The sequence below is a fragment of the Raineyella sp. LH-20 genome (assembly GCF_033110965.1).
Classification (GTDB): Bacteria; Actinomycetota; Actinomycetes; order Propionibacteriales; family Propionibacteriaceae; genus Raineyella.
Genome location: NZ_CP137003.1, coordinates 2,455,513 through 2,469,584 on the forward strand (window position 1 = coordinate 2,455,513; position 14,072 = coordinate 2,469,584).

At 68.6% G+C, this 14,072-nt stretch carries 12 protein-coding genes and 1 tRNA gene; 7 read left to right on the forward strand and 6 right to left on the reverse strand.

Translation table 11 applies throughout. The features are described from left to right. Position 1: 1 nt before the first annotated feature. The gene (locus tag R0146_RS10755) at positions 2-805 is read right to left on the reverse strand and encodes a GntR family transcriptional regulator (RefSeq protein WP_317689517.1); all 804 of its coding nucleotides are present in this window, start codon (positions 803-805) and stop codon (positions 2-4) included. Between the two features lie 133 nt (positions 806-938). After that, a complete protein-coding gene (locus R0146_RS10760) occupies positions 939-2,261 on the reverse strand; it encodes an aspartate aminotransferase family protein (protein WP_317689520.1) in 1,323 nt (440 codons plus the stop codon). Between the two features lie 561 nt (positions 2,262-2,822). Between R0146_RS10760 and R0146_RS10765 the strand changes: the two genes are divergently transcribed. The 5 genes from R0146_RS10765 to R0146_RS10785 are packed head-to-tail and all read left to right on the forward strand — an operon-like array spanning position 2,823 to position 7,985. Then, complete coding sequence (locus tag R0146_RS10765; protein ID WP_317689523.1) at positions 2,823-3,089, forward strand: hypothetical protein; 267 nt, start codon at positions 2,823-2,825, stop codon at positions 3,087-3,089. A 23-nt stretch (positions 3,090-3,112) separates the two neighbouring features. Further along, positions 3,113-4,666 (forward strand): sodium:solute symporter family protein, encoded by a 1,554-nt coding sequence (locus tag R0146_RS10770; RefSeq protein WP_317689525.1) that lies wholly within the window; start codon positions 3,113-3,115, stop codon positions 4,664-4,666. Continuing rightward, positions 4,666-6,060 carry an amidase family protein gene (locus tag R0146_RS10775; RefSeq protein WP_317689528.1) on the forward strand — a complete coding sequence of 465 codons (1,395 nt, stop codon included), beginning with the start codon at positions 4,666-4,668 and terminating at the stop codon, positions 6,058-6,060. Before R0146_RS10770 ends, R0146_RS10775 begins: the two co-directional genes overlap by 1 nt. A 1-nt stretch (position 6,061) precedes the next feature. Continuing rightward, a complete protein-coding gene (locus R0146_RS10780) occupies positions 6,062-6,955 on the forward strand; it encodes a phosphotransferase family protein (protein WP_317689531.1) in 894 nt (297 codons plus the stop codon). A gap of 43 nt (positions 6,956-6,998) precedes the next feature. After that, positions 6,999-7,985 carry a choline kinase family protein gene (locus tag R0146_RS10785; protein ID WP_317689533.1) on the forward strand — a complete coding sequence of 329 codons (987 nt, stop codon included), beginning with the start codon at positions 6,999-7,001 and terminating at the stop codon, positions 7,983-7,985. A gap of 317 nt (positions 7,986-8,302) precedes the next feature. On the opposite strand, the gene R0146_RS10790 is transcribed toward R0146_RS10785, so the two are convergent. The 3 genes from R0146_RS10790 to R0146_RS10800 all read right to left on the reverse strand — a co-directional run bounded on the left by R0146_RS10790 (position 8,303) and on the right by R0146_RS10800 (position 10,939). Further along, positions 8,303-9,184 carry a nucleotidyltransferase domain-containing protein gene (locus R0146_RS10790; RefSeq protein ID WP_317689536.1) on the reverse strand — a complete coding sequence of 294 codons (882 nt, stop codon included), beginning with the start codon at positions 9,182-9,184 and terminating at the stop codon, positions 8,303-8,305. Between the two features lie 121 nt (positions 9,185-9,305). After that, positions 9,306-9,379 (reverse strand) — tRNA-Met (locus R0146_RS10795). A 390-nt stretch (positions 9,380-9,769) separates the two neighbouring features. After that, a complete protein-coding gene (locus tag R0146_RS10800; protein WP_317689538.1) occupies positions 9,770-10,939 on the reverse strand; it encodes a PQQ-dependent sugar dehydrogenase in 1,170 nt (389 codons plus the stop codon). 522 nt (positions 10,940-11,461) lie between these two features. On the opposite strand from R0146_RS10800, the gene R0146_RS10805 reads away from it, so the two are divergent. Next, on the forward strand, positions 11,462-11,917 hold the full coding sequence (locus R0146_RS10805; RefSeq protein WP_317689540.1) for a hypothetical protein: 456 nt from the start codon (positions 11,462-11,464) through the stop codon (positions 11,915-11,917). Positions 11,918-11,998: 81 nt separating this feature from the next. On the opposite strand, the gene R0146_RS10810 is transcribed toward R0146_RS10805, so the two are convergent. Next, on the reverse strand, positions 11,999-13,621 hold the full coding sequence (locus tag R0146_RS10810; protein ID WP_317689543.1) for a vWA domain-containing protein: 1,623 nt from the start codon (positions 13,619-13,621) through the stop codon (positions 11,999-12,001). 246 nt (positions 13,622-13,867) lie between these two features. On the opposite strand from R0146_RS10810, the gene R0146_RS10815 reads away from it, so the two are divergent. Continuing rightward, on the forward strand, positions 13,868-14,062 hold the full coding sequence (locus R0146_RS10815; protein WP_317689546.1) for a Flp family type IVb pilin: 195 nt from the start codon (positions 13,868-13,870) through the stop codon (positions 14,060-14,062). Positions 14,063-14,072 lie beyond the last annotated feature (10 nt).

Genomic DNA, 14,072 nt, shown 5'->3' on the forward strand with positions numbered 1-14,072 from the left:
CTCACTCCTTGGATGGTGGGATACGAGTGTGCCCGGGCCTGCTGCCACCGGCGGAGCGCGTGTCGGGCGATCGCTTCCAGTTGGCGCCGTACCGCTGGGTGTGGACCCGGGTTCGGTCGGCCCGGAACAGGTCATGGGCCAGTTCGAACGGGGCGTCGTCCATGTCGTACGCGATCCTTCGGATCTCGATCAGCGGGTGTCCGATGGACACCTCCAGCAGCATCGCCTGGTCGGCGTCGGCGAAGGCGACCTCGAGGGTCTCTTTGGCCGTCGAGGTCCGGGTCGCGTAGTGCTGCTCCAGGATGCCGTAGAGCGAGCCCGTGTAGTCGTGGGTGGCGATGCCAGGGAAGCGGCGTGCCGGCATGGTCGACCTCTCCAGCGACCAGGGCCGGCCGTCCACGACCCGGAGTCGTTCGAGTCGGAACACCCCCGTCCCGGGCTCGATGTCGAGGTTACGGCACTCGTACGGTGTCGCGAGCGCGATGTCGCCACGGATGATGTGCGTCTCGACGCTCTTGCCTTGCTGGCGGAGCAGAGCGGGCACACTCTCGGTCGTGTTGAGCTGGCGCTGGATGCGGCCGTCGTCGGCGAACACTCCGCCGGTGCGCCCGGTGGCCCGGCGGATGCGGTGCTCCGCCTCCAGCTCGTCGAGCACCCTGCGCAGCCGTTCGCGGGTGGTGCCGAGGGCGGCGGACAGCTGCCGCTCACTGCCGACGCGCTCCCCGGGATGGAAGCCCGCCTCCCGGATCAGGCGCAGGAGCGCGTACTTGACGTCGTCTGTGGACGAAGCCTCACGTGGTGGCACGGGGTCCTCCCGTCGGTGGGGTGAGAGCCGGCCCGGTGTCGGCCCTGCGTCGAGGGCACCAGACCGGCTGCGAGCCTTCCCGGTCCTCCGGCGACCCGAGGGGCAGGGACGGGCCGGAGGACCAGGAAGGGGATCAGTGTCCCAGTGCAGTCAGGGATTCATCCAGGGCGTCCGCGACCCACATCACGTCCTCGGCGGAGAAGGGCAGCGGAGGCCTGAGCTTGAGCACGTTCCCGAACGGCCCTGCGACCGACGTCAGGACGAACCGGTTCCGCAGCTCCTCGATCAGGTCGAGGGCGAGGGACTTGTCCGGCTGCCGGCTCTCGGCATCCCGGACCAGCTCGAAGCCGACGAACAGGCCCGCCCCTCGGACGTCACCCACCACGTCTGGATGCTCCCGGGCGACCCCGCGCAGCGCTTCAAGAAACCGGCAACCGACCTCTTGGGCGTGCCGCTGCAGGTCCTCGTCCTCGATCACGTCGAGGACGGCCTGGGCAGCGGCCATCGCGACCGGGTTGCCCCCGAAGGTGTTGAAGTACGGCACCTGGTCGCTGAACGCCTGCAGCACCTCGTTGCGGCCGAACAGCCCCGAGACCGGGATCCCGTTGCCCATCGGCTTGCCGGTGGTGACGAGGTCTGGGACCAGGCCGTGGCGCTGGAAGCCCCAGAAGGACTCCCCGGTCCGGGCGAAGCCCGGCTGGACCTCGTCGGCGATGAAGATCCCGCCGTTGGCATGGACGAGGTCGATCGCCTCGCGGAGCATGCCGGGCTCGTTGGGCAGGACGCCGTCGGAGGAGAAGATCGAATCGGCGAGGAACGCGGCGAAGCCGACCCCGGCGCGGCGCAGGTCGTCGATCTGCGCCTGCAGCTCCAGGGCGAACCGGTGCCCCAGGTCCTCGGCGCCGTGGCGATAGGGATCCGGCGCCGCGACGGTCCTCGCCTCCGGGGAGAGCCGTTGGCCGCTGCCGAGCGCCGGTGAGAGACCGGAGGTGAGTTCGCTGGTGCCGTGGTACGCCTCGCGGGTGACGATGATGCCCCGGCCGCCCGTGTACAGGCGGGCGACGCGGACGGCCAGGTCATTGGCCTCCGACCCGGTGCACATGTACATCGCCCGGTCGACCGGGGACGGCATGGTGGCCATGATCCGCTCGGAGTAATCGAGGATCGTCTCGTGCATGTAGCGCGTGTGGGTGTTCAGCGAGCTCATCTGCCGTGTCACCGCCTCGATGACATGCGGGTGGCTGTGGCCGATGCTCGCCACATTGTTGTACACGTCCAGGTAACGGTGTCCCTCCGCGTCCCACAGGTACTGTCCTCGACCGCGCACGAGGTGGACCGGCTTGCGGTAGAACAACCGATAAGCACCGCCGAGGAGACGTTGGCGACGCTCGATGAGCGCGCGTTCCGCGGCCGGAACGGACGAGAAGTCCTCCTCCCGGAAACTGTTGGTGTCCATGATGGTGGATCTGGTAGCCACACGTCCTCCAAGAATCCTTCGACCTGATGGTGCCGGCCCGGCGCATTCTCGGCGGACGGGTCGGAATCGTTTCGTGTCGAGTTGTGTGCACCGATGTCGAGCCGGTCGTCACGCCCGTGCTCGGTGGCTGAGTGGACATGATGGCTCGGCCGGGATTCGACACCGGTGCTGCTGAGTGTTTCGCGCCGCGGGATCGTGGGTCCAGTTGATTCGGGCGGAAGAGGTGATGTCAAAAGTGTTGTTCCCGTCGGCGTCGGTCGGGGGCCGCCAGGTGTCGTTGGGGTAACGTACGAACGCCTTCCTGTTAACGGTGTGTTACCCGCCTGCGGGGCGGCGAGGAATCAGGTGAGGACTTGTCCTCGGCGTCTCCATTCGTATAGTGTTCGGGCAGTCGCTGATCGTGGGTCCAGCTCCTTCGGGTTAACCAGACAGAAGGAGTCACGATGTACGCCACTCTCCCGTGCCCTCCGGGGCGCGTCCGCCCAGATGCGGGTGGACGCCGACTTCGGCAGTCCGTGCGTCCTGTCGGGAGGCCCTGACATGAAGGAATTCGCTCGTTCCCTGTCGCCGCGGTCGATCATGACCGGATCTATTGCGCTGTACGCCGTCGTTCTCGTGATGGTGTTGTTCCCGCCGGCCTACATGTCAGTGAGTGGGATGCGTAATCCGGTGATTCTCGGCCTGCCCTTCGTCGTCTTCTACTACATCTTCAACGCCGCCCTCCTGGGCGTCGGCCTGACCGTTCTTTACCACGTCGAAGATCTCCGTGGCGAGCTTGATGAGCGCCGCGTCCAGGAAGGGGAGTGAGTCCCATGGCCGTTTCTCTCGGAATGCTTACCGTTTTCTACCTCATTGTCATCGGGATTCTCTACACCACTCGACGCAAGGAGGTGACGAAATCCTTCTCCGAATATGCCGTCGGTGGTCGCGCGTACGGGCCGTGGTTCGTGGCGATGTCGTACGTCAATTCCTGGTGGCCGGGGTCGACCTTCATCGCCTTCTTCGGCATGGCGGCCGGTGCCGGAATCTTCGGGTTCTACGGTCTCGCCTATTCCACCCTCGGTGTCGGCCTGATGTACTTCCTGGCCACTCGGGCGTGGCGCTGGGGGGCCGCGTACGACCTGCAGTCCCAGCCCGACCTGCTCGGGAAGCGGTTCGACTCCCATGCGGTGCGGGTGATCTCCAGCGTGGTCGGCGTGATCGCGGTCTTCCCGTGGGTCGTGCTCGGGATGCAGGCACTCGGCGAACTGTTCCACGTCGCCAGTGGCGGCACCTGGTCGGTCGCCGTCAGCCTTGTCGTGGGCATCGCCGTGATCGTCATCCGCCAGATCTGGACGGTCAACATGGGCATGCGCGGTCTGATCATGACCGACATGTTCCAGGGCATCGTCGCCTACGGCGTGTCCACCCTGATCGGGGTCATCATGCTGACCGGCATGGGCAACAGCCCGATCTCGCTGTCGACGCTGGCCACTGTCCCGGAGAAGTTCCTCAGGATCCCCGGCGACGGGGGCACGTACGGCCCGCTCTACTGGTTCGCCCTCATCTTCACCGGCGTGATCGGTGCCCTCTGCTGGCCGATGAGCTTCCAGCGCATCTACACCGCCAGCAGTGTTCGTGCGGTCAAGGCCTCCACGACCCGGACGATGCTGATCAGCGGCGTGTTCTACACCGTGCTGATGCTCGTCGGGATGGCAGCCGTGAGCGTCCCCGAGGTCGCTGCCGACCCGCAGGGTGGTTGGTTCACCCTGCTCGACAAGTTCGGCGGCACCTGGTTGACCGGCCTCGCCGTGGTCACCGTCTTCGCCGCCGCGATGGGCCACATCGACGGCTCCGTCCAGGTCTCCGGACTACAGATCGCCAACGACATCGTCCAGCGCCCCGGCAGGCCCCTGTCGGACCGTCAGCTGACCTACATCGCCAAGGGCAGCATGGCTGCCTTCATGCTGCTGGCGACCGTGGTGGCCTTCAGCACCTTCAACATGACGCGTCTCCAGCTGCTCGCCCAGATCTCCTACCAGCTGGTCGTGCAGATCTCGGTCCCGCTGTTCCTGGGCATCTTCTGGCGCGGCGGCAACAAGTACGGCGCGGCCGCCGGCATGGTCCTGGGGTCGCTCGTCGCCTCCATCATGACCTTCTTCTTCCCCGACGACATCCCCGCGCTCGGCAGCCTCACCGGCGGCATCGTGGGGCTGGTGGTCAACCTCGTGGTCTACCTCGTGGCGTACGCCGTGATGGGCCAGACCGCCGAGGAGCGCGTGCGGGTCGCGGAGTTCTTCGAGGCGGCGCAGCATCCGGCCCATAGGGTCGGCGCGGCAGCGGTGGCCGAGCCGGTCCTGGTGGCCAGCGGGGCCGACGAGGTGCACGAGGAGCGGGAGTCGTGATGTCGATCCGCGTGGCCGAGCAGATGAGTGCGCGTTCGCTGACCCGGCGGTTCTCCACCGGGGAGCTGACTCCCCGTGACGTCGCCGAGCAGCAGTTGGCACGGATCGCCGAGGTCGATCCCACCCTGCACGCGATGGCCTTCGTGGCCGAGGGGCCTGCGCTGCAGGCCGCCGACGCCGCCACCGAGAGGTGGCGGCTCGGCCGGCCGCGGGGGCCGATGGACGGCGTCCCGGTCACCATCAAGGACAGCATCCGCGCTGAGGGGATGCCGTGGCGCCACGGCACCCTGCCCAATGCCGACCTGCCGACTGATCGTACGGACGCGCCGCCCGCCCGGGCCCTCAAGGAGGCCGGGGCCGTCATCCTCGGCAAGACCGCGATGCCCGACCTGGGCATGATGGCCGCGGGCGTGAGCTCGCTCTACGGCGTCGTACGCAACCCCTGGAAGCTCAGCTGCAACACCAGTGGCTCCAGCGCCGGTGCGGGGGCTTCGCTGGCCGCAGGCATCGGTGTGGCGGGGATCGGGACCGACATCGCCGGGTCCGTGCGCCTCCCCGCGGCGAGCAACGGTCTGGTCGGGTTGAAGCCGACCCAGGGGCTGATCCCCCATCTGGCCCCCAGCACCATGCGGTCCGCAGGTCCGATGGCCCGGACCGTGGACGATGCCTGGGACCTGCTGGACGTCATCACCCGGGCCGATCCGCGCGACAACTGGAGCCTGCCCGCACTGCCGGACAACCGGCGGGACCTCGGGCCGGCGGGTGTCACCGGCCTGCGGGTCGGGGTGCTCACCGATCTCGGCTACGGCATCCCTGCCGAGGGGCCGGTGATCGAGACCGTCGAGCGTGCGGCCCGGGTACTGCGGGCTGCGGGCGCGGAGGTCGAGGTGATGGCACCACTCTTCGACCACGACCCGTACGACCCGCTGGATCGGGTGTTCCAGGTCCGCGCGGCCGCCGAGATCGCCGGCCATGGGCACGCCGGTCGGTTGGTCCATCCGGCGGTGCGCGAATGGTCACGGCCGGGGGCGACGCAGTCCGCCGTCGATCACGCCGCCGACCTGGCCGCCATCGAGGCGGAACAGCAGCGGGTGACCCTCGCCACCTCGGTCTACGACGTCGTCCTGTCGCCGGTCCTGCCGGTGGTGTCGTTCCCTGCCGAGTCGGTCGGTCTGGACGAGGACCGTCCGCTCTACCACTGCGGCTTCACCGCGTGGTTCAACCAGACCGGCCAGCCGGCCGCCACGCTGTGCTACGGCCTCCACCAGGGTCACCCCGTCGGGGTGCAGATCATCGGGCAGCGGTTCGCGGATTACCGGATCATGCGGCTGGCCCGCTGGCTGGAGCAGAACCGCCCGTTCGAACTGGTCTTCCCCACCGACCCCCAGGAGTGACATGTCCCTCATCGACACCTTCGAGACCCAGTCGGTCGAGGAGATCCCTCCGCTGGCCAGCCCGAGCTGGTGGGGTGCGGACTCCATCCGTCGGCGGGTCCGGCTCGCGGACGGTGGCTCCGTCCTTCTCCGGCAGATGCATCCGGACGCCCGGGCGTACGCCTCGCCGGCCGTGGTGGTCGCGGCGGCCAGGGCCGCGTCGGAGTCAGGACTGGGGCCGCGCGTCCTCGCCTCCGATGCCGCCACCGGAGAACTCGTGCTGGAGGACCTCTCCGACCGGATGCGGACGGCCACGATCGACGACTTCCTCGATGGAGCCGCCCTGCAGCGGCTGGCCGATCTGTTGGGTCGGATCCGGGCCGAGATCACCGTGCCGGCTCCCGCCGCCACGGTCTTCGACGACATCCGCGGGCTGCAACGGTTGATCGGTTCCGCAGCGCCGGCTCTGCCGCGCGACATCGCGTGGATGGCCGCACGGGTCGCCGACCTGGAGGCCTGGGTGGAGGGTCGGACGGGGGAGCGGCGGTTCTGCCACAACGTCGGCGACGTCTCCAACATCCTGCTGTCCGACGATCGGATGGTGGCGGTCGACTGGGACCTCGCCCGGTGGGCGGACCCGCTGCAGGACATCGGCCTGATGCTCGACGAACTGGCGTACCTGCCGCTGGAGCCGGAGGACGTCTTCACGACCCTCCACCAGGGGTGGGACCCCGTGGCGTACGCCACCGCCCGCGCCTTCGGGATCGCTGAACACCTCCGGCAGGGCTTGATCGGTGTGGTCCGTGACCTGCGGGAGCCAGGGACCATCGAGTACAGCAAGTTCGCCGACTGGCACTTCCTGCACCTGCGGGAGGCGCTGCTCGACCGACGTCACGACGGGTACGTCGCGGCATGACCGCGCGGCAGAACGTCCGATTGGAAGCACCAGGAGGCACGAGATGACGGAATCAGCACAGGCCGAGGCGGCGGCACCCCACGCGGTGGCGACCGGACGAAGGGTCGGCGACGCCCGGACACCGGAGGAACGACGCGTCGAGGAGGCCATCGCGGCTATCGCGGAGTGGCGGTCGGCGGAGGTGTCCTTCTGTCCGGTCAGCGGGGGCATCTCCAACAGCAACTGGCGGATCGACGTGGTCGGCGACCCGGTCGCCTACTTCCTGAAGATCCCCGGCGAGGGCAGCGAGGAGTACATCGACCGGGTGAACTCGCACGAGGCGGCCCGCCGGGCAGGCGCGATGGGTATCGGGCCCCGGGTGGTACACGTCGATTCCGAGACGGGGGTGGAGGTGATCGAATTCCTCGAAGGTTATCGGGCCTGCACCAACGCAGACCTCAAGAACATCGACATCGCACGGAGGATCATCGGGCGGCACCGGGAGTTCCAAGCCAGCGGGCTGTTGCCGCACACGAAGACCGTCTTCGACACCATCGACGGCTATGTCCAGCAGATCCACACGCTCGGGGTCCGGCTGCCGAACTTCGCCGGCCGGGTACTGGCCGAGTACGCGAGTGCCCGGGACGCGTTCATGGCCTCGGGCCTCGACATCGTGCCCTGTCACAATGATCCGATGCCGGGCAACTTCCTGGTCGCGGAGGGTCGACCGCTGCGGATGATCGACTTCGAGTTCGCGGCGAACAATGAGCGGGCGTACGAACTGGCGGTGATGACGACCGAGTTCTTCTACGACGAGCCGACCTTACTGGCCTGCGTCGAGGAGTTGTACGGTGAGACGTCCTGGAAGACCGTGGCCCGGGTCCGGGTCGCCGGTGCGATGGCGGACGTCAACTGGGGCCTGTGGGCCTTTCTGAAGCGCCAGTACGACACGTCCACGTTCGATTACTACAAGTACGGTGCCTGGAAGCTCGATCGTGCCCGGGCCACAATGAACGACGTGCGATGGGGGCAGTGGCTGCACTCCCTGTGATCGATCGTCAGGACGCAGGGATCGCACGACCGGGACCTTGCGGGGGTGCACCTCTGTGTAGAACGTGTGTGCAGGCGTGGCATGCTCGTGTCGTCGGTGGACGTCGTGCCGCGACGACCAGGAACGACCATGTTCGAGACGCTGTTCCGGGCGCTGTCTGGTGACGCCGGTGGACCCCCATCCGGCCGATGTTGCTGGTTTCGCCGCGTTCATGGAGCGTTTCCAACGCGGTCTGGACGTCGAACGGGCGGCCGTCGAGCGGCTCTGAGCGGGGCGGCGGTCGACACCAGCATCGGTGTGCGACGGTGCCACGCCTGTCACCGCTCCGCGGTCGCCCAGTAGGCGAGATATGACCGGTGCAGCCAATCGTCCACCCACCGCCGGTCGGGCTCATCGGGGACCGACGCGTCCGCGCCGGCCGCCACGAGCCGTGCCTCGGACTCCTCGAGCGCGGCCAGCACCTCCGGCAGCGTCACCTCGCCGTGGCGGACCGCGCGGAGGAACGTACGATCCGGCTCCGGCACGGGAAGGGTGATCCGCCCCGTACGCAGCAGTTCGACTCCCTGGACGCCGAGCCGGAGCGCGTGCATCGCGAACTTCGTGTCATAACCGTGGACGGCGACGAGCTCGGGCCGGTTCGTGTGTGCCCCTGACTCGCCCAGCATCGCCGCCTTCTGGCTCTCGAGGTAGCCGAGGAACCGGGCCGCCGCGAGTTTCGAGACGAACCGGTGGGCGTTGTCCACCAGTTCAGCGCCGACGCTGTTGCGGAACACGGTCTCCTCGTCCGGGACGAAGAGCGCGAGCAGCACCGTCGGGTTGCCGGCGAGCGCGAGGCGGCACCATTTCCGGGCCGAATAGACGACGACGTCGAGATCGCCGTGGCCCGAGCGGTTCGCGAGTCCGCCGGGCCTGTCCCAGGCCGTGTGCCGCTGGTACTGCTCGAACTCGACCTCGGCATCGCTGTCGATCCCGCGCGGGACACGAGCCAGGCCGGTGACGAACGCGCGGGGCTCCAGGCAGATGCCCATCTCGTCGCGATCGTCCTGGCCGCTGATGGACGTGCCGTGCACACCCGAGCCCACCTGCACGCGCAGGATCAGTCCTGCCTCGGCGATCGCTCGCGCTTCCTCGGAGGCATGCGGATGGTCGAAGCCGGCCGGCAGTGACCGGCTGCCCAGGATCTCGATCGAGTTCCCCACCCACGGAACGTTAGCGCCTCGGGCCGACGGCCGACCGGCCGGACCGACCCGGAAACAACGAATGGCCCGAACCTACGCAACGTAGGTTCGGGCCATTCCGATGTCCTGGGACATCACATCGTGGCGGGGAGAGGATTTGAACCTCTGACCTCTGGGTTATGAGCCCAGCGAGCTACCGAGCTGCTCCACCCCGCGTCGGCAACGAAGAGGAACTCTACCCCGGCGTCGGTCGGAAACCAAACCGGCGACGATCATCCTGTGTGTTGGCCCATCCGTGTGTTGGCCGCCCACCCGCGAGGTCCTGCACTGCCAGCACCTCCTCACCACCTCGGCCAAGGACAGGGCCGGTGGCGGGGAGCACATCTCGCTGCACCGGGTCAGACACATTCGACGACCTCTGCATGTCGCCCGTGCAGAGGTGTCTGTCATTCAGCACCAACGCACGGGCGAGGTGACGAGCTGAGCGTTTGTGTGTGAGGGAGGGGCTGACGGAGCCTGCGTAGCAAGGTTTCGCGGCCGACCCGACGTGAGGAACCGCTCCGGGGCACCGGGCCGGGTGAAATCGACAGGAGTGATGTGCGGCCATCATGGCGTGCCGAGGTCGACCGCCAGGATCCGGTCGTCGTCGGCGGCGGGGGTTCCGCGGCCGTCGGTGTTGTTCGTGAGGATCCACAGTCGACCGTCCGGCGCCACCGTGACGTCGCGGAGTCGGCCGTACGTGCCGCGGTAATGATCGGTGGCCGTGCCGGGGGAGGCCACCGGCACCGTGCGGAGCACCTGTCCGCGCAGATTCGCGATGAAAAGGGTGTCGCCGGCCCGAGCCAGGCCGCTGGGACTCGCCTGGTCGGTGCGCCACTGCTGCACCGGGTCGCGGAAGCCCCGGTCCGTCCCACCGCGGCCTTCGACGACCGGCCAGCCGTAGTTGCCGCCGGGGACGATGACGTTGAGCTCGTCCCAGGTGTTCTGGCCGAACTCGGTGGCGAACATCGTCCCGTCACCGGCCCACGCCAGGCCCTGGACGTTGCGATGCCCATAGCTCCAGATCAGCGACCCGGCGAACGGATTGTCCGGCGGCACCGCCCCGTCGGGCGTCATCCGCAGGATCTTGCCGCCGAGCGACGTACGGTCCTGGGCCAGGGTGTTCTGCCCGCTGTCGCCGACGCCGGCGTAGAGCATGCCGTCAGGGCCGAAGGCGATCCGCCCACCGTTGTGGATCCCTCCGGACGGCAGATGGTCGAGGACGGTCTCCACCGGCCGACCGAGTCCGAGGGACCCGGCTGCGCCGGTGAGGGGGAAGCGTTGGATCCGGTTGCCGTGCTGGCCGGTCGAGTAGACGTAGAGGCGTCGCTGCGGGTCGACCGCCAGGCCGAGCAGGCCGCCCTCGCCGCCGTGCACCACTCCGGGGACGGTGCCGACCTCGCGGTGCGACCCGTCGGCACCGATCTCGAGGATCCGGCCGGTATCGCGTTCGCTGACCAGCGTGACGCCGTCGACGAAGACGATCGACCAGGGTGCGTCCAGCCCTGAGGTGACGGTCGCCGGTCGTCCGCGGGGGACGAGTGCGCCCGCCTGCCCGGAGGATGGCGACGCGGTGACCTTGGTGGACGGCGTCGTCAGGGGTGTGTCGGAGGCCCCTGGCGTACGCGGCGTACAGCCGGCCAACAGGCCGGCGAACAGTGCGACGAGGGCGACGCCCGCGACGGTGGGCCGGAGCGGGATGCTGGTCGTGACTGCTCGGGTGGATCGAACCGTCATGGGTCGAGTATCGGACCGAACGGCGACTGCGCGGGAGGGCCGACGGTCAGTTCACCCGGGCACTGGACGATCGATGCGTACCAGGAGTGGCTCGTGGGGCAGTTGTCGGCCGCGCTGCCGGCGCGCTGAGCCTGCGCTGAGGAAAGGGGTGAGCGCCGTACGTCCCGACACGCGCGAGCGCATTGACCGTCTCAGTGAGGGCACCCTAACCTGAAGGGAGGATCTGGGCTGCCGGCGGCGGCACGGATCACCTCCAGTTCCTCCGGGATGCGCTTCGCTGCGCTCCATGGGCCCTCGGTGGGGAGGTCGGTGTGACACTCTCGGCGCTTCGGTCCGGTGCGGCGGTGCTCCCGGACAGTGATCTCACCTCGCGCGGTCCACCGGGCGTCGACGGATCCTGGTCAACGGGGGAATCTCCCCGGCCCTGGCGGAAGGGCGCCTTCCGTGTGGTCCCAGGGTGTCGTCCGTCGACCGTGACCGGACGGCGATGACATCGCCCGCACCCCCCAGGTTGGAACCGCCATGTCCAAGAAACTCATCAAGCTCGTCATTGCGACCGTCGCCGCGCTCGTCGCGGTCCTCGGCTTCGCCGCGACCTCGGCCTATGCGGCCGAGCACTACGTCAAGGGCCCCACAGTCACCGTCAGCGGCAACAGCCTCGTCGTCTCCTGGAAGGCCGCCGGCCTGGGGAACACGGTGGAAACCGCCGACTTCGCCCTCACCGGCACGGTGACCGCGACCGCTCAGTGCTTCACCAAGAGCGGCAACCCCGTGAACGGTGTCCCCAAGACCGACACGACGACCGTCAACACCACCGGGACCTTCCCGGTCCGCAACGGTCAGGTGACCGGCTCCTTCACCGTGTCGCCGTTGACCACCCTCACCTGCACCGGCAAGCAGGAGGTACGCATCCTCAGTGTGGCGTACGACCTGACCCTGACCGGTGACTCCCTGCCACCCGTCCATCTGAGCAACTGACCCCCCCGATGACCCGCTCGACCGAGCGGGAACAGCAGGCTGGGCACGACGCCGGCCGCGGGAAGCCCTCGCGGCCGGCGTTCAGTCCGTCCCAATCAACTGCAGCATCCGGCTGCGATCGGTGGCGTACGTCAGGGTGAGGTCACGCAGATCGATCGCCTCGCCGTCGTACAGCGTCCCACTGGCACGATCGGTGCCGGCCGTCGCGGTGAGTGAGACACCCCGCTGCCCGTCCTTGCGTCTTTCCGGCAGCAGTGTCACTGAGGCAGCGCCGTCAAGGAGTGCGAGGGCCATCCGGCGGCCGCCGAGGCGGTGCTGGTCGAGGATGTCACCCGCCTGGCGGACGGTGAGCACGCCGGTCAGCCGGGGGCGGGTCGCCCACCACCCGGCCCAGGCACCGGCAGCGAGCAGGACCAGGAGGAGCGCCACACCCGCCAACTGTGTGACCCGGCTGTGAGTGAGGGCTGCCCAGCGGGTGCCGGCGCCGGGCACAACGGTCAGAGACGCCGGGTCGGCGGCGAGCGTCGGGGCCCAGGACATCCCCAGATCGCCGGTGATCACGGCCTGCCAGGGGCTGGTCACCGTGCCGCTCAGCTGCAGCGGCACGGAGGTCCCCGGTGCGGCAGAGGTGGTGACCTGCACCTCGGTGCTGACGGTCGCCCCGGCGGGGATGTCCACCGATTCGGCGGCCCCGGTGACGGTCACGGCCGAGGCGGGGTCCGCGGCCAAGGCCAGCCCGGTGATCTGCAGCGGGATGACCGGATCGGTGTTGTGCAGGGTGATCGTCACGCCGTGCGGCGCGGCGTCGCTGGTGACCCGGAGCGGCTGCTCGAGGACGGCCCGGACCGGGTCGGCGAGGTGGCCCTGCAATCGGCCGGATGCGGCCGCCTTCATCACGTCGGTGGACACCTGCGGCAGGTAGGTGCCCAAACGGGCCGAGGGCACGTCGGTGACGTTGCTGAACACCTGCCGGAGGACGGTCGCATCGGTGTTGGAGGTCAGTGCGATGGCCAACGGGGCGATGTCGTGGCGCTGCTGCAGGGCGCTCGCCCGCTGCTTGAGCGCCGCCCACCCGGGGGTGTCGGCGGTGGCGTACGCGGACCCGGGGGAGGTGTCGATCCTGCCGTCGGTAAACAGCAGCACGGCGCCCTGTTGGCGCAGGTCGCCCCGCTCCATCAGGTCGACTGCCGAGCCGAGTGCGGCGCCGATGTCGGTGGCGGTGCCCGACGGTGTCGCCGGCAGCGACGACACGATCGTCTGTGGATCGGCACCGATCGGGGTCAACCCGCGCCGCACCTGCGGAGCGGAGTCGAAGGTGATCACCGCCAGACGGTCATCCGGCGCCAGGGAGCCGACCATGTCGACGAGGCCGGACCGTACGAGCTGGTAGCGGCCCTGGTCGATCATCGAACTCGACGTGTCGACGATGACGACGTAGTCCGCCGGCTCCTGGGTGATCGACAGCGCCGACAGCACGTCGGGCAGCGCAGCCTGCTGTGGTGGCGTGGCCGATGGCGGCGCGGCGGCGGCCGGCGGGATCACGGGAGCGACGGACGTCAGCAGCAGGGAACCCAGCAGGGCGGCGCCGACCACGGCCGGGCCGAGCACGGTGGGCCTGAGTACGGGGCGCCTGAGTACGGCGGTAGCGAGCAGGCGGATCATCCGTCGCTCGGCGTCCTGGCGCCGCCCGCTGTGCTGCGTCATGTCCGTCCCCCTGCCCCATTGTTGGCGGCAGGCTAGCAGTCGGTGCGCGGCGCCGACAGGTCCACCAATCTTGTGATGAGCTGTGAGAAGACGCCGGAAACCTGTGATTCAAGCGGGAACCTGTGATTTTTCAAAGACGGTTGACGGGTGCCTGTGATTCACGTCAATCTTTCCTCGACCCCCTATTCGGGGGGGAGCTGTAAATGGGGGGTCGTTCTCGACCCGGAACAGACAAAGGGGACAGCTATGACCAAGTTCGCTGCATTCGTCAGTACTACCCTGTTCATGCTGAACAGCCGCCTCGAGAACAAGGACAAGGGCGCCACGATGGTCGAGTACGGCCTGCTGGTGGCCCTGATTGCGATCGCTGCGATTGTCGGAGTCACGGCGGTCGGGACCGACTTGTTGGCCTTGTTCAACAGCGTCGCCGCGAAACTCTGAATCCGGTCGA

What these genes read in the sequence shown, in the direction of transcription:
- R0146_RS10760 (WP_317689520.1), bottom strand. Translation starts at nt 2,261, where the DNA reads ATGGACACCAACAGTTTCCGGGAGGAGGACTTCTCGTCCGTTCCGGCC.
- R0146_RS10765 (WP_317689523.1), top strand. Translation starts at nt 2,823, where the DNA reads ATGAAGGAATTCGCTCGTTCCCTGTCGCCGCGGTCGATCATGACCGGA.
- R0146_RS10770 (WP_317689525.1), top strand. Translation starts at nt 3,113, where the DNA reads ATGCTTACCGTTTTCTACCTCATTGTCATCGGGATTCTCTACACCACT.
- R0146_RS10775 (WP_317689528.1), top strand. Translation starts at nt 4,666, where the DNA reads ATGTCGATCCGCGTGGCCGAGCAGATGAGTGCGCGTTCGCTGACCCGG.
- R0146_RS10780 (WP_317689531.1), top strand. Translation starts at nt 6,062, where the DNA reads ATGTCCCTCATCGACACCTTCGAGACCCAGTCGGTCGAGGAGATCCCT.
- R0146_RS10785 (WP_317689533.1), top strand. Translation starts at nt 6,999, where the DNA reads ATGACGGAATCAGCACAGGCCGAGGCGGCGGCACCCCACGCGGTGGCG.
- R0146_RS10800 (WP_317689538.1), bottom strand. Translation starts at nt 10,939, where the DNA reads ATGACGGTTCGATCCACCCGAGCAGTCACGACCAGCATCCCGCTCCGG.
- R0146_RS10805 (WP_317689540.1), top strand. Translation starts at nt 11,462, where the DNA reads ATGTCCAAGAAACTCATCAAGCTCGTCATTGCGACCGTCGCCGCGCTC.
- R0146_RS10810 (WP_317689543.1), bottom strand. Translation starts at nt 13,621, where the DNA reads ATGACGCAGCACAGCGGGCGGCGCCAGGACGCCGAGCGACGGATGATC.
- R0146_RS10815 (WP_317689546.1), top strand. Translation starts at nt 13,868, where the DNA reads ATGACCAAGTTCGCTGCATTCGTCAGTACTACCCTGTTCATGCTGAAC.